This is a genomic window from Micromonospora sp. NPDC005252, assembly GCF_042872475.1.
Taxonomy (GTDB): domain Bacteria; phylum Actinomycetota; class Actinomycetes; order Mycobacteriales; family Micromonosporaceae; genus Micromonospora.
The window spans coordinates 875,078-894,853 of record NZ_JBIAKN010000001.1 but is presented as its reverse complement, the minus strand read 5'-3'; the positions used below and the strand labels follow the sequence as shown (position 1 = coordinate 894,853).

General features: G+C 72.4%; 19 protein-coding genes. 7 read left to right on the top strand and 12 right to left on the bottom strand.

Translation table 11 applies throughout. The features are described 5' to 3' along the window. Positions 1-286: 286 nt before the first annotated feature. On the top strand, positions 287-1,429 hold the full coding sequence (locus ACFYPH_RS04355; RefSeq protein WP_354855122.1) for a cellulose binding domain-containing protein: 1,143 nt from the start codon (positions 287-289) through the stop codon (positions 1,427-1,429). Positions 1,430-1,594: 165 nt separating this feature from the next. Here the strand turns inward: ACFYPH_RS04355 and ACFYPH_RS04350 are convergent, their stop codons facing one another. From ACFYPH_RS04350 to ACFYPH_RS04340, 3 genes are all read right to left on the bottom strand, one after another. After that, positions 1,595-2,560: an N-acetylmuramoyl-L-alanine amidase gene (locus ACFYPH_RS04350; protein ID WP_387178848.1), complete on the bottom strand. Its 966-nt coding sequence runs from the start codon at positions 2,558-2,560 to the stop codon at positions 1,595-1,597. After that, complete coding sequence (locus ACFYPH_RS04345; RefSeq protein WP_354863251.1) at positions 2,560-2,712, bottom strand: hypothetical protein; 153 nt, start codon at positions 2,710-2,712, stop codon at positions 2,560-2,562. The genes ACFYPH_RS04350 and ACFYPH_RS04345 overlap by 1 nt, the downstream gene beginning before the upstream one ends. A 125-nt stretch (positions 2,713-2,837) precedes the next feature. Continuing rightward, the gene (locus ACFYPH_RS04340) at positions 2,838-3,623 is read right to left on the bottom strand and encodes an aldo/keto reductase (RefSeq protein WP_387178845.1); all 786 of its coding nucleotides are present in this window, start codon (positions 3,621-3,623) and stop codon (positions 2,838-2,840) included. Positions 3,624-3,717: 94 nt separating this feature from the next. Here ACFYPH_RS04340 and ACFYPH_RS04335 point away from each other — a divergent pair, with 94 nt between their 5' ends. Together ACFYPH_RS04335 and ACFYPH_RS04330 are read left to right on the top strand one after the other, a co-directional pair. Then, entirely contained in the window at positions 3,718-4,767 is a 1,050-nt protein-coding gene (locus ACFYPH_RS04335) for a DNA polymerase ligase N-terminal domain-containing protein (RefSeq protein WP_387178842.1), read from the top strand. A 14-nt stretch (positions 4,768-4,781) separates the two neighbouring features. After that, positions 4,782-5,972 carry a threonine synthase gene (locus ACFYPH_RS04330; RefSeq protein ID WP_355063201.1) on the top strand — a complete coding sequence of 397 codons (1,191 nt, stop codon included), beginning with the start codon at positions 4,782-4,784 and terminating at the stop codon, positions 5,970-5,972. Positions 5,973-6,011: 39 nt separating this feature from the next. Here ACFYPH_RS04330 and ACFYPH_RS04325 read toward each other — a convergent pair whose 3' ends face one another. From ACFYPH_RS04325 to ACFYPH_RS04310, 4 genes are all read right to left on the bottom strand, one after another. Beyond that, the gene (locus ACFYPH_RS04325; protein WP_355063199.1) at positions 6,012-7,388 is read right to left on the bottom strand and encodes a pectate lyase; all 1,377 of its coding nucleotides are present in this window, start codon (positions 7,386-7,388) and stop codon (positions 6,012-6,014) included. A gap of 246 nt (positions 7,389-7,634) precedes the next feature. Next, positions 7,635-9,431 carry a glycoside hydrolase family 15 protein gene (locus ACFYPH_RS04320; RefSeq protein WP_355063197.1) on the bottom strand — a complete coding sequence of 599 codons (1,797 nt, stop codon included), beginning with the start codon at positions 9,429-9,431 and terminating at the stop codon, positions 7,635-7,637. Between the two features lie 42 nt (positions 9,432-9,473). After that, positions 9,474-9,866, bottom strand: a complete 393-nt coding sequence (locus ACFYPH_RS04315) for a cupin domain-containing protein (RefSeq protein WP_354855826.1) — start codon at positions 9,864-9,866, stop codon at positions 9,474-9,476. A 242-nt stretch (positions 9,867-10,108) separates the two neighbouring features. Beyond that, positions 10,109-11,002: a sulfotransferase domain-containing protein gene (locus ACFYPH_RS04310; protein WP_387178836.1), complete on the bottom strand. Its 894-nt coding sequence runs from the start codon at positions 11,000-11,002 to the stop codon at positions 10,109-10,111. A 91-nt stretch (positions 11,003-11,093) separates the two neighbouring features. Between ACFYPH_RS04310 and ACFYPH_RS04305 the strand changes: the two genes are divergently transcribed. Next, positions 11,094-12,164 carry a hypothetical protein gene (locus ACFYPH_RS04305; RefSeq protein WP_354855828.1) on the top strand — a complete coding sequence of 357 codons (1,071 nt, stop codon included), beginning with the start codon at positions 11,094-11,096 and terminating at the stop codon, positions 12,162-12,164. A gap of 39 nt (positions 12,165-12,203) precedes the next feature. On the opposite strand, the gene ACFYPH_RS04300 is transcribed toward ACFYPH_RS04305, so the two are convergent. Together ACFYPH_RS04300 and ACFYPH_RS04295 are read right to left on the bottom strand one after the other, a co-directional pair. After that, positions 12,204-12,485 carry an adhesin gene (locus ACFYPH_RS04300; protein ID WP_354855829.1) on the bottom strand — a complete coding sequence of 94 codons (282 nt, stop codon included), beginning with the start codon at positions 12,483-12,485 and terminating at the stop codon, positions 12,204-12,206. Positions 12,486-12,680: 195 nt separating this feature from the next. Further along, a complete protein-coding gene (locus ACFYPH_RS04295) occupies positions 12,681-13,754 on the bottom strand; it encodes an NAD(P)-binding domain-containing protein (protein WP_387178833.1) in 1,074 nt (357 codons plus the stop codon). Between the two features lie 109 nt (positions 13,755-13,863). Here ACFYPH_RS04295 and ACFYPH_RS04290 point away from each other — a divergent pair, with 109 nt between their 5' ends. Together ACFYPH_RS04290 and dacB are read left to right on the top strand one after the other, a co-directional pair. Continuing rightward, positions 13,864-14,595 carry an aquaporin gene (locus tag ACFYPH_RS04290; RefSeq protein WP_354855831.1) on the top strand — a complete coding sequence of 244 codons (732 nt, stop codon included), beginning with the start codon at positions 13,864-13,866 and terminating at the stop codon, positions 14,593-14,595. A 51-nt stretch (positions 14,596-14,646) separates the two neighbouring features. Beyond that, positions 14,647-16,230 carry a D-alanyl-D-alanine carboxypeptidase/D-alanyl-D-alanine-endopeptidase gene (dacB, locus tag ACFYPH_RS04285; RefSeq protein ID WP_387178829.1) on the top strand — a complete coding sequence of 528 codons (1,584 nt, stop codon included), beginning with the start codon at positions 14,647-14,649 and terminating at the stop codon, positions 16,228-16,230. 35 nt (positions 16,231-16,265) lie between these two features. Here the strand turns inward: dacB and ACFYPH_RS04280 are convergent, their stop codons facing one another. The 3 genes from ACFYPH_RS04280 to ACFYPH_RS04270 form a co-directional block, all read right to left on the bottom strand. Then, positions 16,266-16,595, bottom strand: a complete 330-nt coding sequence (locus ACFYPH_RS04280) for a hypothetical protein (RefSeq protein ID WP_387178826.1) — start codon at positions 16,593-16,595, stop codon at positions 16,266-16,268. A 99-nt stretch (positions 16,596-16,694) separates the two neighbouring features. After that, positions 16,695-17,660 (bottom strand): hypothetical protein, encoded by a 966-nt coding sequence (locus ACFYPH_RS04275; RefSeq protein WP_387178823.1) that lies wholly within the window; start codon positions 17,658-17,660, stop codon positions 16,695-16,697. Between the two features lie 189 nt (positions 17,661-17,849). Then, complete coding sequence (locus ACFYPH_RS04270; RefSeq protein ID WP_354855835.1) at positions 17,850-18,443, bottom strand: pentapeptide repeat-containing protein; 594 nt, start codon at positions 18,441-18,443, stop codon at positions 17,850-17,852. A 94-nt stretch (positions 18,444-18,537) separates the two neighbouring features. On the opposite strand from ACFYPH_RS04270, the gene ACFYPH_RS04265 reads away from it, so the two are divergent. After that, positions 18,538-19,770 carry a serine hydrolase domain-containing protein gene (locus ACFYPH_RS04265; RefSeq protein ID WP_387178820.1) on the top strand — a complete coding sequence of 411 codons (1,233 nt, stop codon included), beginning with the start codon at positions 18,538-18,540 and terminating at the stop codon, positions 19,768-19,770. Positions 19,771-19,776: the final 6 nt, after the last annotated feature.

Genomic DNA, 19,776 nt, shown 5'->3' with positions numbered 1-19,776 from the left:
CCGGAGGGGGAACGGCACGCGTCGGAGGCAACACGCTACTCGGAGCGATCGGCGCACACCAGAGCCCGATCGGCCCGCCCGAGCGGCTCCTCGGCCGTCCGCGCCGCTTAGCTGGCCGCCCTTGGACGCCCGTTCGGCGGCAGGATGGCGATCCTCACAATTCACCAGTTTGACGCGGGCGGTTGCGCCTCGGTTTCAAGCATGTAAATGTGTCGTTGAGCGTGGGAGCGCTCCCGCACCACCCCACCACAGCCGGCGCCCGGCACGCGCCGAGTCAAGGAGCGTCATGAAACGTCAACTTCGGGTCCTGGCCGCCGCCGGGCTGCTGGTCGCCAGCTCGCTCGTCGCCGTGGCCCTCAGCGGCAGCGCCTCCGCCGACACGCAGATCTGCGAACAGTACGGCTCGACCGTGATCCAGGGTCGCTACGTCGTGCAGAACAACCGCTGGGGCACCTCCGCCCAGCAGTGCATCAACGTCACCAGCAACGGCTTCGAGATCACCACGCAGAACGGCAGCAGCCCCACCAACGGGGCGCCCACGGCGTACCCGTCGATCTTCTTGGGTTGTCACTACACCAACTGCTCCCCCGGCACGAACCTGCCGATCCAGGTGAGCCAGATCAGCAGCGCCACCAGCAGCATCTCCTACCGGTACGTCAGCGGCGCCACCTACGACGCGGCGTACGACATCTGGCTGGACCCGTCGCCCAAGCGGGACGGGGTGAACCAGATGGAGATCATGATCTGGCTCAACCGTCAGGGCCCGATCCAGCCCATCGGCTCGGTGGTCGGCACGACCAACCTGGCCGGCCGGACCTGGGAGGTGTGGCGCGGCAGCAACGGCTCCAACAACGTCATCTCCTACGTCGCGTCGTCGGCGGTCTCCAGCCTGAACTTCAGCGTGCTGGACTTCATCAACGACACCCGCAACCGGGGCGCGATCACCAACTCCTGGTACCTGACCAGCATCCAGGCCGGCTTCGAGCCGTGGCAGGGGGGCGTCGGTCTCGCGGTGACCTCGTTCTCGGCCAACGTCAACGGCGGCGGCACCCCGCCCACCAACCCGCCGCCGACCACCCGGCCACCGACCACGCCCCCGCCGGGCGGCAGCTCGGGCTGCGCGGTGAAGTACACGGCGAACTCGTGGAACAACGGCTTCACCGCCGACGTGCAGATCACCAACACCGGGTCCAGCGCGATCAACGGCTGGACGCTTACCTACAACCTGCCCGGCGGGCAGACGGTCACCAACGCCTGGAACGCCACGGTGAGCCAGAGCGGATCCGCGGTGACCGCCCGGAACGTGAGCCACAACGGGTCGATCGCGCCCGGCGGCACGGCCAGCTTCGGCTACCAGGGCACGCTGAGCGGGTCGTATTCGTCCCCGACCAGCTTCTCGCTCAACGGCACCAGCTGCTCCCGCGCCTGAACTGTCGTGGGGGCGCGACCATGCGGTCGCGCCCCCACCACGCAGTAGATCCACTCGGGTTCCTTGAAGTCGGGGCATCCTCGCACGTGGGACACCCCGACTTCCGGGAGGTCGAGTCGATCAAGCCGGGACGGGCGCGTCAAGCCGGGGCAGCGCCGTCGAGGGTCAGACCCGGGTGAGGCGTACGGCGTCGGCGATGACCAGGCCCGCCGCGTTGCTCCAGCGGCTCACCGCCACCCGGTTGGCGTCGCCCGCCGGCAGGGTGAACGTGCCGAGGACGCGCCACTGCCCGCCGGTCGCGCGCTGGTCCACGTACACCGTCTGGTTGCCGGTGGTGGTGGCGACGATGTACGGGGTGGCGCTGTTGTAGCCGCTGTTCGTCGGCCACCAGGCCTCGACCCGGTAAGTGCCGGTCGCCGGCACGTTGAACCTGTACCAGGCCGGATCGCTGGCCGCGACCGGATCGGCGTAGCGGTAGTCGGCGCCGTACCGCTGGCTGGAGAACGTCGACACACCCCAGTTGGCGCTGGCGGTGAACCGACCGGAGGTCGTGTTGTCCACCGTGGAGGACCACGCCGTTCCGCCGCCGGCCATCCTCGCGGCGACGTCGGCGCGCATCACGTTCAGGTCGATGAAGGACGGGTCGATCTTGCCGGTTGTGCTGGTCTCCCGGTGCCCGCGGGCGTAGCTGCTGTCCCGGCCGAGGCGGGTGAGCACGGCGGCGGTCGCGGCGATCGACGCGCTGTACTGCGCGGCGGTCATCTCCTGGTCGACGCCGTTGTAGTCGATCTCCCACCCGATCATCAGGGTGTTGCCGTCACCGGCGGGGATGGGTCCACTGCCACCGCTGACCCCGGCGTGGTTGCAGCGGCCGGCGGAGATGACGTGGAAGACGCCGTTGTAGTCGACGAGCGCCTGACAGAGCGGGCCGGCCAGGTCGGAGCGGCCGTTGATGCAGATGCCGAGCGCGGGGTGCGGGTTGCTGGCGCTGGAGGTCGAGGCGGTGTGGTGCCAGAGCACCCCGATCGGGTCGAAGGAGCCGGGCCGCATCCGGTTGAGCCAGTCCCCCTCGACGACGACCTGGACCCCGGCGCCGCGCAGCACGTCCACGAGCCACCCGATCGTGGCCATCAGGAGTCCCGGAGCAGGTCGGCCAGGCACTCGGCCTTCGGCGCGGCGCTCGCCGGGGCGGGCCGGACCACGACGGTGAGGGCGGCGGCCACCAGCGCGGGGATGCCGAGCACCCCACGACGGCGCAGACGGACGGACGGGGATCGGGCCATGGCGGTCCTCCAGCGGCGACGGGTTCACACGCATCGACGAGCGTGATGACGGCACGCTATACCGTCATGAGCGTCGATGTCGATACCCTTCACGGCCGGGCCGCGTCTTGAAGGAATCCGCCGATTCAGGCGTCGCCGAGCGCGTCGATGTCGCGCATCTCCTCCGCCGTCAACGAGAAGTGGAAGACGTCGAAGTTGGCGCTGATCCGCTCCGGGGTCACCGACTTCGGGATCACCACGATCTCGTGGTCGATGTGCCAGCGCAGCACCACCTGAGCCGGGGAGACGCCGTGCGCCGCGGCGATCCTGGTCAGCACCGGATCGCTGAGATCGCTGTTCTTGAAGGGGCTGTACCCCTCCAGCACCACGCCCCGGTCCCGGTGCTCGGCGTGCCGCTGCCGGTCGTACAGCGCGGGGCTCCACCGGATCTGGTTGACCGCCGGGTTCTCCTCCGTCGACTGGATCAACTCGTCGATGTCGCCCGTGCTGTAGTTGCTGACCCCGACGGCACGGGTCAGGTTCTCGTTCCGGGCGGCCAGCAACTCCCGCCACATCGGGATGCTGGCACTGGCGGACGGCGGCCAGTGGATCAACCAGAGGTCCACCTGGTCGACGCCGAGCGCCTCCAGGCTGGCCTCCAACGTCTCGCGCTCCCGGCCCGTCCGGTCGGGCGGGAGCTTGGTGGTGATGAAGATGTCCTCGCGACGCAGCCCGCTCTCCTGGACCGCTCGGCCGACCTCCCGCTCGTTGCCGTACATGGTCGCGGTGTCGAGGTGCCGGTAGCCGGTGTCGAGCGCGGCCAGCACGGCGTCGTAGCCCGCCTGGCCGGTGGCCTGCCAGGTGCCGAAGCCGAGCAGGGGGATCCGCACGTCACCCGGGAGCAGGGCGGTGGGCTGGTCGCTGAGGTCCATGAGGTCCGTTCTACCCCGCCGCGCCCCCGGACGCCGAGCGAACCGGACACTCCGGCGACCAGCGCATTGGCCCGGTTTGCCGGAGAATGCGGGTGTGACGGACCGGCTCCAGGAGTACCGGCGCCGGCGCGACGCGGCCCGTACGCCCGAGCCGGTGCCGGAACGCGCCCCCACGGCGACCGGGCCCGACGAGGGCGCGGGCCGCTTCGTCATCCAGCAGCACCACGCCCGCAGCCTGCACTGGGACCTGCGACTGGAGCACGAGGGGGTGCTCGCGTCCTGGGCCGTGCCGCGCGGTCTGCCCCGCGATCCGGGCCGCAACCACCTCGCCGTGCACACCGAGGACCACCCGATGGAGTACCTCGACTTCTCCGGCGAGATCCCCGCCGGCGAGTACGGGGGCGGCCGGATGGTCATCCACGACCGGGGCACGTACCGCTGCGAGAAGTGGCGCGACGACGAGGTCATCGTGACCCTCTCCGGTGACCGCACCGCCGGCCGCTACGCGCTGTTCGCCACCGGCGGCCGGGACTGGATGATCCGCCGCACCGATCCCGCGCCGCCGGGTTGGACGCCGATGCCCGAGCTGGTCCGCCCGATGCACGCCACGCCCGCCGCCCGGCTGCCCCGCGACCGCGCCGAATGGGGATACGAGTTGCGCTGGGACGGAGTCCGTGCGATGGCGTACGTCTCCGGCGGGCGGTTGCGGCTGCTCTCCGAGACCGACGAGGAGATCACCGGCGGTTACCCGTGGCTGCGCGCGATGGCCGAGGCGCTGGCGCCCACCGAGGCGGTGCTCGACGGCGTGCTCGTCCGCATCGACGGCTCGGGCCGGGTGCGTCCCGCCCGCCCGGCCAGCGGTGGCCGGGTCCCGGCCGGCGCCCAGTTCCTGCTCGTCGACCTGCTGTGGCTGGAGGGCGTGAGCAGCGTCAACGTCCCGTACGCGCAACGCCGGGAACTGCTCGATGGGCTGGCGTTGACCGGTACGCACTGGCAGACTCCGCCGTGGTTTCCCGGTGCCGGCGACGAGGCCCTGCGCACCGGGCGGGAGCAGGGGCTGCCGGGTGTGGTCGCCAAGCGGCTGGACTCGGCGTACGAGCCGGGCCGGCGCAGCCGACGGTGGCTGAGCATCGACGCGGCCTGACGGCGAGGAGCGACGTGTACCTGACCCATCTGGACTGCCCACGCTGCGGCCTGGAGTACGCCGCCGACAAGCTGCAGAACCTCTGCGAGTGCGGCTCGCCGCTGCTGGCCCGCTACGACCTGCCGGCGGTGGCGAAGGCGGTCACCCCGGAACGCTTCCCGCTGCGCCCGGCCGACCTCTGGCGGTACCGGGAGCTGCTGCCCGTCGCCGATCCCCGGCACGTCACCACGCTCGGTGAGGGCTGGACGCCGCTGCTGCGTGCCCCGTCGTACGGTGCCGAGATCGGCATCGCGGACCTGATGGTCAAGGACGAGGGGTTGATCCCGACCGGCTCGTTCAAGGCGCGCGGCGCCGCGGTCGGCGTGAGTCGGGCTCGCGAGTTGGGCGTCGAGCGGATCGCGATGCCCACCAACGGCAACGCCGGTTCGGCGTGGGCGACGTACGCGGCACGTGCCGGGATGGGCGCCACCATCGTGATGCCGCTGGCGGCGCCGACCATCTGCCGGCGCGAGTGCGTGGCCGCCGGAGCCGATCTGCGTCTGGTGGACGGGCTGATCAGCGACGCGGGCCGCCGGGTGGCCGAGTTGATCGCCGAGTCCGACGGGGCGATCTTCGACGCCGGCACGCTGCGCGAGCCCTACCGCCTGGAGGGCAAGAAGACGATGGGGTACGAGATCGTCGAGCAGCTCGGCTGGCAGGTGCCCGACGTGATCATCTATCCGACGGGTGGCGGGGTCGGCCTGATCGGCATCCACAAGGCGCTGCACGAGATGCGCGAGCTGGGCTGGGTCGGCGACAAGCTGCCCCGGCTGGTGGCGGTGCAGTCGACCGGCTGCGCGCCGATCGTGCGGGCCTTCGCCGCCGGTGAGTCCCGGGCCCAGCCGTGGGAGGACGCGCACACGGTGGCGTTCGGCATCACCGTGCCGTCCCCGTTGGGTGACGAGCTGATCCTGGCCGCGCTGCGGGCGTCCGCCGGCACCGCGGTCGCCGTCGACGACGCGGAGATCCTGGCCGACCTGCGGGACTTCGCCGCCCGCGAGGGTTTGCTGCTCTGCCCGGAGGGAGCGGCCTGCCTGACCGCGGCGCGGCAGCTACGCGCCGGTGGCTGGATCCGCGCCGGGGAACGGGTGGTGGTGCTCAACACCGGCGCGGGGCTGAAGTATCCGGAGACGGTCGACGTCTCCGGCGTACCCGTGCTGGCCTGAGCCGGCACCCCACCGAGGGTGGGGTGCCGGCGGCCGGGCCTACTGGTAGGTGATGTCGGACGGCGTGTAGAAGCAGTTGACGCCGTCGGCGCCCTCGCCGATCTTGGTCGGCTCGCTGCCCTTGGGTACGCCCTTGTACTTGACGCAGATCGAGGTCTCCCGGTCCGTGTCGCCGACGATGGTGATCCGGCTGAACCGGGCGGTGTCGCCCCAGTTGGTGTTGATGCCGGCGATCGCGTCGGTGTCCCGGACGACCACGTTGTCGATCACGACGTGCCGCTGGTACGACGTGGAGCAGTTGCCGCAGGCCCGGTAGAGCTTCCCGGCGTTCTCCACCCGGAAGTTCTTGATGTAGACGGTGCCCGGGCCGTTGTGCTGGAAGACCTTGTCGCTGGCGGACCGGGCGCCACCGCCGTCGACGGTGTACGTGCTGCCGCCGCGGAAGGTCGCGGCGTCCTCGCCCACGTCCTCCCACCAGACGTTGACGAGGGTGCAGTCGCCCTCGCAGTGCACGCCGTCGCCGGCCGGCGCACCGATGATCACGTTACGCAGGGTGGCGCCGGCGGCCAGCTCGAACATCGGGTCCTGGCTCTCGCTCTGCCCGCCGTCGCCGATGCCGTAGTAGCGCTTGAGCCCGCCGTCGAAGGTGCCGGTGACTCCGATCGTCGCGTCCACCTTCTGGCTGCTGGTGGGCGTCGGCCAACCCGCGGGCGGTGGGGTGGTCGGGCCCGACGTGGTGGGCGGCGGCGTGCTCGGCGGTGCGGTGGTCGCCGGTGGCGTGGTCGGGGTGCCGCCGCCGGACGAGTCGACCACCACGTCGTCGAAGCCACCGCTGGCGTACGCGGTGACCAGGCCGATCCGGCCCGCGCTGGCCAGGCTGTTGCTGCCGGAGGCGATCTGGGTGCCGTTGACGAAGCCGCGGATGGTGCTGCCGCTCGCCTCGATGCGCAGGGTGTACCAGGTGCCGGCGGCGACGCCGAGCGACGCGGAGCCGATCGCGGTGATGCTGCTGCCGTTGACGGCCTGCAACTCGGCCCGGCCGGAGCCGAGCAGGGCCAGTCGGTACATCTTGGTGCTGCTGGTGGACCGGGCGGCCAGGCCGACCAGGGCGCTGGACGAGCCGAAGCTCGCCGGCCGGACGCGGGCCTGTACGGAGTAGTCGGTCCAGCTGGTCTGACCGGCGAACTGCCGGGCCAGCTCGCTGCCGGCGTTCGACTGGTTGAGCACGCCCGAGCCGTCGACCGCCCAGGTGCCGCCGGACTTGGACCAGCCGGAGGCGTCGCCGTCGTTGAAGGTGTCGGTGAAGATGGTGGCCGCGAAGGCCGAGGTCATGCCGACGGTGAGCGCCGCCGCCGTCACGCCGGCGCCCACCGCCAGCACCAGTGGTCGTCGGCCGGGGTGTCGTCTCTTGTGCACGGTTGTCCTCCTTGACGCGTGTGGTGGCGATCCCTGGATCTGGCCGCGCGGGGACGTGCCGGCACGGCGCGCTGCCTCGAAAGCGGGGATCGGTGTGCCCCGTCGGATGCCCGGCTCCGACAGCGGGGTGAAGCGGGATGAAAGCCGTGGGAAAGGGCTTTCCCGTCTCTTCGAGGCTAGGACTGCGCACGCATCAGCGTCAATGGCTGGCGCTTGCAGGTCTGTTGCAGGATTCCGGCGGGCCGATCAGAAGCTGTTCGGCTCGGTCAGCCGCCAGGCCGCGTTGATGAGCCCGATGTGGGACAGCGCCTGCGGCGTGTTGCCGAGCTGCGCACCTGTGGTCAGGTCGATCTGCTCGCTGAACAGACCCACGTCGTTCGCGTGACCCACCACGCGCTCGAACAGCTCCTCGGCCCGACGCGTCTCACCCGCCATCACCAGGCACTCCACCAGCCAGAACGAGCACAGCAGGAACCCGGCCGGGTCGGTCGTCCACCGCCGGAGCAGCCCGTCGTCGGTGCCCAGCTCCCGCTCCACAATCGTGATGGTCGACCGCATCCGGGGATCGGTCGCCGGCAGGAAGTACGCCATCGGCAGAGTGAGCACCGAGGCGTCCAGCTCCGGCGACCCGAACGCACCGGTGAACGCCCCGATCCGGTCGTTCCAGCCCTCGCGCAGCACCGCCGCGCGGATCTCGTCCCGGACGCCGGCCCAGCGCCGTGGGTCGGCCCGTTCACCGAGCCGGTCGGCGAGCCCCACTGCCCGATCCATGGCCAGCCAGCAGGAGACCTTGGAGGAGAGGTAGTGCCGCTCCTCGTCCCGGGTCTCCCACATCCCCCGGTCCGGCAGGTGCCACGTCGCGGCCACCTGCTCGGTCAGCCCGAGCACCATCTCCCGCAGCTCCTCCTCGAATGGGGCGCCGAGGTAGTCGCGCAGCCTCCACACCGCCGACAGCACCTCACCCGGTACGTCGAGCTGCCGCTGCCGCCAGGCGTCGTTGCCGACCCGCACCGGGCGGCTGTCGCGGTATCCGCGCAGGTGGTCGCAGTGGTGCTCGGAGAGGTCACGTTCGCCCTCCAACCCGAAGAGGACCGGAACCGGTTCGTCGCCGAACCGGCCGATCGACCGGGCCGCCCAGGCGAACAACCGCGACGCCTCGTCCGGGCAGGCCGCCACCCAGAGCGCGCGCATGGTCAGTGAGAAGTCCCGCAACCAGGAGTAGCGGTAGTCGTAGTTGCGGTCGCCGCCGATCTGCTCCGGCAACGAGCTGGTCAGCGCCGCGGCCACCGCGCCGCTGCGGGCGTACGTCAGACCGGTCAGCACTGTCGCGCTGTGCCGGACCAGCTCGGGGTACCGGCCGTCGTACCGGTGCGTCTCCCGGTACGCCTCCCACGCCCGCGTCGTCTCGGCGAGGGCGACCAGCGGGTCCATCCGGGGCGGCGGGGCTCCGTACGCCTCTCCGAAGGCCACGTCCATCCCGATCACCTGACCGGCGGAGACCTCGAACTCCTCGGTGACCCGGTCCCGGCCCGCCCGCAGCGGCAGGTCGCCGGCGCGCAGCACCAGCACCACCGGGCCGGCGTCGGCCCGCACCCCGCCGCCCGGCTGCTCGTGCAGGTACGGGGTGAGCAGCCCATACTCCGGACGGGGCGCGAAGTCCAGCTCCATCCGGACCCGCCCGGACAGGCCCTCGACCACCCGGATGAGCACGGCTGGCGAGTTCATCCCCACATCGTGGGCGCGCGCGCCGGTCTCGGCGGCGAGCGCGTCGGTGACCGCCACGCTGCCCTGCGGCGTGTGGTGCACCCTGCGCAACACAAGCGTGTCCGGCCGGTACGAGCGCTCCACCCGAAAGCCGGGGCCACCGGCGCCGACCGGCGCCAACCGGAAGTGCCCGGCGCGCGGGTCGAGCAGCCGCCCGAAGACCGAGGCGCCGTCGAACCGGTGCGGGCACCACCAGTCGATCGAGCCGTCGATCCCCACCAGCGCGCCGGAACGGGAGTCCGAGAGGAACCCGTAGTCGGAGATCGCCGGCTGCGTCACCCGCCGCGCGTACCCGGATCGGCCCGGTTCAGGCCGCCGCCGTCACGACGTCGGAGGCTCGTCCTCGCCGGCTGCCTCGGCCTTGTCGGCCTCCTCCTTGGTGTGGTGCACGGCCTGGTCGGCGTGCTCCGGAGGGCCGTAGACGGTGTAGAGCACCAGCGGGTTCGGGCCGGTGTTGACGAAGTTGTGCTTCGTCCCGGACGGCACGACGACCAGGTCGCCCGCGACGACCTCCCGCTTCGCACCGGCGACCCGGGCCTCGCCCGTCCCGCTGACGAAGGTCAGGATCTGGTCGATCCCCTCGTGCACCTCCTCGCCGATCTCCCCGCCCGGCGGAATGGTCATGATCACCAGCTGGGTGTGCTCGCCGGTCCACAGCACCCGCCGGAAGTCCGGGCTCTTCTCGGCGACGGTCGCGATCGTGAAATGCTCCATGGCCCGCTCATACCCCGTTCGGTCGCGCGTCACGCCGGGACTGGCAGATGGTGGAATTCCCCACGGTCGGCAGGTTTGGATCCGCCCCGACCGGGGATCGACAACGCTGACCGGCGCGAGCGGCCGGTCGAGCCAGGTCCCCGCTGGCGTACCGCCGAACGGCTGCGGTGGTGGGAGACGGCCAGAGCGCGGCGACGTTCCGACCACGGTCGAGGCGGCGCCGCGCGCTCGTCTGCGCACCCTCAGGCGTCGCGGTGCAGCCAGGCGAGCAGGTCGGGCGGGGCCAGGGCCCTCGCCCGTTCCTCGTAGCGGGCCAGACCGGCCGCGTCCAGCAGGCTGCGCCCCTGCCCCGAGCCACCCTGACGGAAGAACGCCCGGCGGTCCCGCAGCACGCCCAGCAGGTCCGGGGCGAGCTGGTCGGCACGTTCCCGCATCCGGCCGAACGTGGCCGCCTCGACCAGCGCCGGCCAGCGCTCGGCGGACACCGGGACCCCCCACCGGTCGGCCAGCCGGCGCATCTGGGCACCCAGGTCGGCCTGGAGGTCGTCGTAGTGCACCAGCTCGACGTTCGGCTCGTGTCGGCGGGCCCAGGCGTCGCTCAGGTGCCAGAGAACCCCGGGCAGCGAGTCCAGCTCGGCGCGCGGGTCCACCTCGTGGTCGACCCAGCTCGGCAACCACTGCCGCACCGACGGACGGGCCTGGGGCGGTCCCGCCGGCACGGGCTGGCCGGTCAGCTCGGCCATCCGGACCCGGTTCAGGTTGGCGGACTGGTGATAGAGGGACACCGCCATGTCCAGCGGATGCCGCGCCACCACCACGTAGTGCGCCCGAGGGTTGAGCGGCACCCCGTCCAGCGGGGTGTGCGTCTTGATGAACCGGCGGTGCGGTTGGGAGGCCAGCCGCTGGTACACCGCGTCGCGCGGCTCGCCCAGCCAGTCCAGCCAGGGCGACAGCTCGGGCAGCGGCGCCGGCAGCTCCGCGGTGCCGAGCACCAGCAGCGCGCAGATCATCTGCATCCAGGTGGTGCCGCTCTTGGACCGGGTGCTGATCACGATGTCGCCGTCGCGGAACGGGAACCCGACCCAGCGGGCGCTGTCCTCGTCCACGGAGCGGTAACGGTGGGGTGACGCGGACATCGGGCGAGCTTAGTCGCCGAAGCGACAGCCAGGCAGCAGATTTTCGGCCCGGACCGTGTGGACGCATGCGAATGCCTGACTAGATTGAAGTATGGTGCCCGCCCACGGGGGCCGGGCGGCGGAACCGGTCTACCGCCCCATCCTCGCCAGCCGCCGACGTGGTGAGCTGGAAGCGTTGAACCACCTCGACCCCGCGGTCGCCCCGCTGCTCGCCCCGATCCTGGAGGTCAGCGCCGTCGACCGCTCCACCACTGACGCGCTGCGCCGCCTGCCGTCCGGCCTGCTGCCGGCCGTCGACGTCACCGCCCTGCCCGACTCGGCCGACACGGAGCTGGCCCGGTGGGGCGTACCGCTGATGCCGGTCATCGGGCTCGCGGAGAGTGACCGCCGGCTGGTCGCGCACGGCACGGCGGCCCGGGCGTACGCGCGGCGGGCGCTGGTCCGGCTGCGCGCCGCGCAGGACCGGGCGGGCCCGGACGCGGACACGACCGCCGTCGAGCGGATCTGGCGGCTCACCGGCCTCGCGCCGGAAGAGTGCGACCTGCTGGTGGACGCGGGCGACGTCTGCTGCCCGGCGGACGTGCGGGTGGCCGAGCCGCGGGTACGCCGGCTGCTGGACTGGGCCCGCCGCCACGCCTGGCGCTCGGCGACGGTGGCAGCCGGCGGTATGCCGCCGACGCTGTCCCGGCTGCCCACCGACGAGCCGGTCCGGCTGGAGCGCTGGGACTGGCAGCTCTGGCAGCGGCTGGCCGACGTCGGGGTGGACTACGGCGACTACGGCGTCGGTCCGGCGCGCTCCGACCCCGGCGACCCCGGCGACCGGACGCCCACCGTGCGGTACACCGCCGACGACGGCTGGTGGGTCTACCGCTGGTCGCGCCGTGGCGGCCGGGGCGACGACCGCTTCGCCGACCTGTGCCGCACGCTGGTGGCGGCGCCGCACTGGTCGAGCGCCGGGGCGGCGTTCTCCTGGGGCGACCACGAGTTGCTGCGCCGCGCCCGTCGGGGCGCCGGCGCCGGGTCGATCGCCAACTGGACGGCGTGGAGCACGTCGCACCACCTGGCGCACGTGCTCGCCACGTTGGTGCGACCGGACGACGCCGCAGGGCCCGGGCGGAACCCTCGGCCGGGCCCGCCGCAGCGAGGGCGATCGCTGCGGTGAGAACCGCCGTGAACGTGCTACCGCAGCCCGGTTTACCTGCTACTGCCGCTCGGTGAAACCGAACTGGATGATTCCCTCGTCGTCGACGGTGGCGTCCACCGAGGCGTCGCCGAGCAGCTCGGCGGCGTCCGGATCGAGGAAGATCCGGGCGCCCTGGTTGTCGACGACGTGGTCGCCCTGCTCCGGCTCGGGCACCAGTTCCACGGTGAGCGATCCGGCGTCTGCGTCGGCGGCGATCCGCACACCACCGTCCTCGGCCACGTCCTGCTGGTTGGCGAGGTCACGGATGACGAGCACGGCGTTGTCGGTCATGGTGAGCATTGGCGGAACTCCTCGTGGATTCTCGGCTCGCGGTCGGTTGTCGCGCAGACCGGACAGTTGGCCCGCGTACGAGCACGCGTGGGAGGCGACGGGAGGGACGGACGGTCATCGCCGTCGCATCGAATCGGGGCAGCTGACGGGCCCCGTCCCTGCCCACGGTGCCCGCTGCCGGGCGATCCGTCAAATAGAGCCGGATCAGTCGAGCACGGGGGCGGGGGCGAGCAACGAGCGGATCTCGTTGACTGCCGCGCGGCCCGCCCGGTTGGCGCCGATGGTGCTCGCCGAGGGGCCGTAGCCGATCAGGTGGACCCGGTCGTCGGCGACCACGCGGGTGCCGTCCATGACGATTCCGCCGCCCGCAGCGCGCAGCCCGAGCGGTGCCAGGTGGTCCAGCGCGGCGCGGAAACCGGTGCACCACAGGATGATGTCGGCGGGGACGAAACGCCCGTCGGCCCAGGCCACCCCGTCGGGTGTGATGCGGTCGAAGACGGGTAGCCGATCGAGCACACCACGCTCGCGCAGCCGGCGGATCTCGGGGGTGACCGGCAGCCCGGTCACACCCACGACGCTGCCCGGCGGGCGTCCGGCGCGTACCGCCGCGTCCACCCGGGCCACGGCGGCCCGGCCCAGCTCCGGGCCGAACTCGCCGTCGCTGAACTGCGGTGGCCGGCGGGTCACCCAGGTCGTGCTGGCCGCGACGGTCGAGATCTCCGCGAGGAGCTGCACCGCGGAGGTGCCGCCTCCGACCACCACCACCCGGCGGCCGGTGAACTCCGCCGGCCCCTGGTAGTCGGCGGTGTGCAGCTGTCGCCCGCCGAACGACGAGCGACCCGGGTAGTACGGCCAGAAGGGCCTGGTCCACGTGCCGGTCGCGTTGATCAGGGCTCGCGCGGTCCACCTGTCGGGGCCGGCGTCGACGTCGAGTCGGCCGTCCGGGCGGGAACGCACGGCACGGACCCGCACCGGCCGGCGGACCGGCAGGTCGAAGGCCCGCTCGTACGCGGCGAAGTAGGCGCTGACCGCTTCGGCGGCAGGGCGCTGGGGGTCGGCGGGAGGGAAGGGCATCCCGGGCAGGTCGTGGAAGCCGTGCACACGCTCCAGGCGCAGGGTCGGCCAGCGGTGCCGCCAGGCCCCACCCGGGCCGTCGTCACCATCGAGGACGACGAAGCCGTCGCCGGGAGCGAAACCGGTGCGGCGCAGGTGGTGAGCGGCGCTCAGGCCCGCCTGACCGGCCCCGATCACCACGACGTCGACGGAGTGGGTGTTCACGCGTTGTGTAACGCGATGTCCGGCTGCGCTGTGCCCACTGCGGGTCGTCGCCCTGCTCACAGCGCCGATTCCCCCATCGGTTCGCCCGAATTATCCATACGCTGAGTGAATGGATGATGCCCGTCGCGCCGCTGCCGAGTTCCTCGGCACCCTGCTGCTGGTCTTCTTCGGCGTGGGCGCGGCCGTCGCCGCCCGGGTCCAGGGCGGCGTGGTGGTCGTCGCGCTGGCCTTCGGGTTCGTCATGCTGGCCCTCGTCTACACGATCGGCCCGCTCTCCGGCAGTCACGTCAACCCGGCGGTGACGCTCGGCGTGCTGCTGTCCGGCAAGATCTCGGTGATCGGCGCGGTGGCCTACTGGATCGCCCAGTTCGCCGGCGCGACAGTGGCCGGCTTCCTGCTCTGGGCGCTGACCCGCTGGGGTGACGTGGCGGACCAGACCGGGGCGCTCGGCTCGAACGGGTACGGCGCGCACATCAACCGGGGCGGCGCGGCCGTGCTGGAGATCGTGCTGACCTTCCTCTTCGTGCTGGTCATCCTGGTCGTGACGAGCCGCAGCGAGAACCCGGGCGTCGCGGGGCTGGCCATCGGCCTGGCCCTGGCGGCGACCCAGCTGGTCGGCGTGACGCTGACCGGCGCCGCGGTCAACCCGGCCCGCGCCTTCGGTCCGGCCGTCTTCGAGGGCGGCACCGCGCTGCGCCAGCTCTGGGTGTTCATCGTCTTCCCGCTGCTCGGCGGGGCGCTCGCCGCGCTGGTGGCGCCGCTGGTGATGGGCGCGCAGCGGCACTACTGGGGCGGGCACGACAGGTCGGTCGGTCGACCGGGTAAACGCGAGCGGCAATAACCTTCGGCCGAGGCCCTTCTCTGGCGATTATCTTCGTGACAGCATCGGCGCATGCATCGTCGTCTCTTTCCGCGCGCTGTCGCGCTGCTCGCGCTGGCCGTCACCGCGGCCACCGTCGGCGCGTCCGGCGCCACCGCCGAGTCGCCCACCCCCGCGACGACCCGACTGCGCGCCACCATCGACACGATCCTCGCCGACAGTCGGCTGGCCGGCGCACAGACGTCAGTGGTCGTCGTCGACACCAGCACCGGGCAGACGCTCTACGACCGCAACGGCGACCGGCGGTTGGTCCCGGCCTCCAACACCAAGTTGCTGACCTCGACCGCCGCCCTGGAGCTGCTCGGCCCCGGGCACCACTTCAGCACCGACGTCCACACCACCGGCAAGCGCCGCGCCGGTCTGCTCTCCGGCAACCTGTACCTGCGCGGCGGCGGTGATCCGACAATGCTCGCGGCCGACTACGACGCCCTGGCCGCGCAGGTCGCCGCCGACGGCGTCCGGGTCGTGACCGGCAACCTGATCGCCGACGACACCCGCTACGACAGCACCCGGCTGGGCCCCGACTGGACCTGGGACGACGAGCCCTACTACTACGCGGCGCAGGTCTCCGCGCTGACCGTCGCGCCGGACACCGACTACGACGCGGGCACCGTGATCGTGCACGCCGCGCCGGCCGACCGGGCCGGCGCCAGGCCGCTGGTCAGCACCACGCCTCCCACCGGCTACGTCCGCATCGACAACCGCGCCGAGACCGTCAGCGAGGGCGAGACCTCGATCTCCATCGAACGCGAACACGGCGGCAACACGATCGTGGTGACCGGTCAGATCGCCGTCGGCGACGCGCCCGCCAGCGACTGGGTGACCGTCTGGGAGCCCACCGGCTACGCGGCCGACGTCTTCCGGGCGGCGCTGCACCGGCACGGCGTACGGGTGCTCGGCCGGACGGTGCTCGGCCAGGCCACCCCGGAGACGGCCCACCCGGTGGCCCGACACGACTCGATGAGCCTCGGTGAGCTGATGACGCCGTTCCTCAAGCTCTCCAACAACGGGCACGCCGAGGTCCTGACCAAGGAGATCGGCCGGGTGCTCTCCGGGGCCGGCACCTGGTCCGCCGGCCTCACCGCGATCAGCGAGTACGTCGCCGACACCGGGATGGACACCGGAACGCTGCGCCAGCGCGACGGCTCAGGGCTGTCCCGGCGCAATCTGGTGCCGGCGGCGGAGTTCGTCGACCTCCTGGCCGCCGTCCGGGCCGAGCCCTGGTTTCCCACCTGGTACGCGGCGCTGCCCATCGCCGGGCAGCCGGAACGGTTCGTCGGCGGCACGCTGCGCAGCCGCATGGCCGGCACCCCGGCGGCAGGCAACGTGCACGCCAAGACCGGCAGCCTCACCGGCGTCTCCGGGCTGTCCGGCTACGTCACCAGCGCGGACGGCCACCTGCTGGCGTTCTCCATCCTGCTGAACAACTACCTGACGGCGTCGGTCAAGCCGCTGGAGGACCAGATCGCCGTGGCGCTGGCCGGCCATCGGGACGACGGCGCGAGCGCGGCACGGGTCGCGCCGCCCGCGGTGCCGGAGACGCCGCGTACGCCGGAGGGCGTGGAGTGCTCCTGGGTCAAGCCGATCACCTGCTGACCGAGGGCCGGGAACCGCCCGGCCTGACTGCGGGGTCAGGCCGGGCGGTTCGGTGTGGGGGGCACCGCCGCGGGGTCGCCGCGCTCGATGAGCGCGGCGATCTCGGCGGCCCGCAATCCACGCAGCGCCAGCACCCGGGTGCCCCAACGGTGCAGCCGGCACGGGTGCGGGCTGGCGTCGTTGCGGCAGACCACCCCGCCGGACCAGCGCCGGGGCGCGTGCACCACCACCGCGCGCACCGCGAACTGGGCGTCCTCGCCCGTCACGTACGGCGGCAGGGGAATGTCGCGGAGCACCTCGCCGGGCAGCTCATCGGCGCCGGAGAAGACGGCGGGACGGAACCGGTGGGCGGTACTGCTGCTCATCTGCGCTGCCTCCACAGTGGAAGGTGAGACGGGGACAGCAGAAAGTTACGTCGCTGTCGACCGAGGGCGACGGACAAACTGTCCCGCCACGTGGACGGTTCAGCGCAGCGCGACGGCCTGGAGGCCGACGTTGCCGCAGTGCTCGGTGAAGACCTTCTCGACGGTCCAGGTCAGCACCAACCGGGCGTTCTTCGGCAGCTCGAAGCGGATGGTGAACTGGGCGCTCTGGCTGGTGTACGGATCCTCCAGGCGTACGGTGCTGACCGGCCCCCCGGTGGACAGCCGGGCGTCCAGCCGACCCTGTGCCATCCAGATCCCGGCGTAGAGCTGAACGGTGCGCGGCGCCCCGCTGCCGGCGACCGTCAGCGTGAACCCGTTGCCCACGCCACAGGTGTAGACGCCGTTGGAACTGCCGCGATCGGACCGCTCGGGTGCGCCGTCGGACCAGCGGACGACCTCCTGATTGCCGTCCCAGCCGACCCGGGTGCCCTTCCCACCACCGTCGACGATCTCCCCGGAGCCGGCGCGCTTGCGAACGGTCGAGTTGCCGCCGCGCAGCCCCCAGTGCATCCAGTCACGGGTGCCCACGGCGGTGAGGTCGACCTCGGCGGGCACCTCGGCGCGGCTCACCGACAGCGGCGACGCCCCCGGCTTCTTCGGCGGCGGGGCGGGCGCGCTCGTCGACGGTGGCGGCTCGGGCGAGGGCGGCCGCTCCCGGGGGCGCAGACCGGGCTGCGCCGGCCCGGCATCGGTGGCGTGCCCGTCGGCGGCCGGAAGGGCGGACGGTCGGGTGGCTCCGGCGGGCACGCCACCCGAGCCACCGACCGGACCGTCGTCCGACTCCGGGCCGGACCGCGTGCCGACGTACGCGACGAGCAGCACGAGGCAGACCAGTGCGCCAAGCCCTTCCAGCGCCCAGAGCCGCCGCTGTCGGGCGCGGGCGAGCCGGCGCAGCGCCCGGTGGTTCAGCCCGAGGGCGACGCTCCGCGGCCGGTGCGACGGCGGTCGGCCGGTCGACTCGTCCCCGGCCCGCGAATCCGCCCGCGTACGGTCCTCGTCCGCCACCGACCCCTCCAGTCCGCCGCCCGGCCACCACCGCACGCGACGGGATCGACCGTCCACTGTGGGTCGCTTCACGTTTGCACGGGCGTGGTCGACACGCTAAATCGGGACAGGCTGGCGTGTCCAGTCCGGATCGGGACGGTATGGGACAGCCGGCGATCCCGCGATCGATCGACCGGGAGCGACCCCGCGTCAGCCGATCCGGAAGCCGAGCGCCTGCGCGATGACGAGGGCCTGCTCGGCGTCCACGATGGCGCCGGCCCGTTCGACCGACGTCGGATCCAGCGCGGTGAGGTCGCTGCGCCGCAGGTCGGCGCCGCCGAGGCGGCAGTTGTGCAGCTGCGCCCCGGAGAGGTCGACGCCGGTCACCGTGGCGCCGGTCAGGTTGGCCCCGGTGAGGTCGGCCTCGCGCATCCGCACGCCGCTCAGCCAGGCGGCGCGCAGGTCCGCGCCGGGCAGCGCGACGAACGACCAGTCGCCGCCGTCGACCCGCAACGGACGAAGCTCGCACTGGACGAAGCTGCTCCCGACCAGCTTGCAGCCGGTGAACTCGGCCTCGAAGAAGTTGCAGCGTCGGAACACACAGCGGGTGAACGCCGAGTCGAGATGCCGGGACGCGTTGAACTGCACGTTGCCGAACGTGCAGCCGGTGAAGACCGCACCACGGGTGACCGCCTCGGTCAGGTCCACGTCGAAGAACTCGCACGCCACGAACTGGCGGTCGGTCAGCTCCTCGGCGTACCAGTCCTCGTGGCGGAAGGTCATGTCCTCGGTCAACTCCGGCATCCGGCCAGGCTAGTGCCGCCCACCGACGCCTCGGGACGGCCCGGTGGGGGCGGCCCCTTCCGGCGGGGGCGTACCGGCGAGTAGGTTCGGCGACGTGAACGTGGCGCGGAGCAAGGACCCCGATCAGATCGGCTTCGACCCGGCGCGGCTGGCGCGGATCGACGAGCACTTCGGCGGGTACGTCGACGACGGCCGGCTGGCCGGCTGGCAGGTGGTGGTCACCCGGCGCGGCGAGGTGGCGCACTCCTCGACGTACGGCCTGCGAGATCGGGAGTCGGGCGCCCCGGTCGAAGCCGACACGCTCTGGCGGATCTACTCGATGACCAAGCCCGTCACCTCGGTCGCCGCCATGATGCTGTGGGAGGAGGGCCGCTTCGAGCTGACCGACGAGATCAGCCGCTGGCTGCCCGAGTTCGCCGACCTGCGGGTCTACTCGAAGGGCTCGGCGCTCAAGCCGTACACCGTGCCGGCGACCGAGCCGATCCGGGTCTGGCACCTGCTCACCCACACCGCCGGCCTGACGTACGGCTTCATGCAGACCTCGGTGGTCGACGGGCTCTACCGGGCGGCCGGCTACGACCTGTACCCGCCGGCGGACGTCGACCTGGCCACCGCCTGCGCGGCCTTCGGCGAGCTGCCTCTGCTCTTCCAGCCCGGCACGGCGTGGGGCTACTCGGTCGCCACGGACGTGCTCGGCCGGCTGGTCGAGGTGGTCTCCGGGCAGAGCCTGGACGCCTTCTTCGCCGATCGGATCTTCGGCCCGCTGGGCATGACGGACACCCGCTGGTGGGTCGAGGGCGACGAGGCCGAGCGGCTGGCGGCGCTCTACGCCCCGGATCCGCGTAGCGGGCGGGCGGTCCGCTACGACCGGCTCGGCACGCTCGCTCACCACAAGCCCGGCCTGCTCTCCGGTGGCGGTGGCCTGATCTCCAGCGCCGCCGACTACCACCGGTTCACGCAGATGCTGCTGCGCGGCGGCGAGCTGGACGGCGTACGCCTGCTCGGGCCGCGCACGGTGCGTTTCATGACCCGCAACCACCTGCCCGGCGGGCAGGATCTGGGCACCCTGTCCACCGGCGGCTTCGCCGAGACCACCCTCGACGGGATCGGCTTCGGCCTCGGCTTCGCGGTCGTCGAGGACCCGATCCCGAGCCGGGTGCCGAGCAGCGTCGGCGAGTACTACTGGGGCGGGGTCGCCAGCACGGCGTTCTGGGTGGACCCAGCCGAGGAGATCACCGCGCTGCTGTTCACCCAGCTCATGCCGTCGAGCACGTACCCGCTGCGCTCCCAGCTGCGCCAGCTCGTCTACGCCGCCCTGGTCGACTGACCGGTG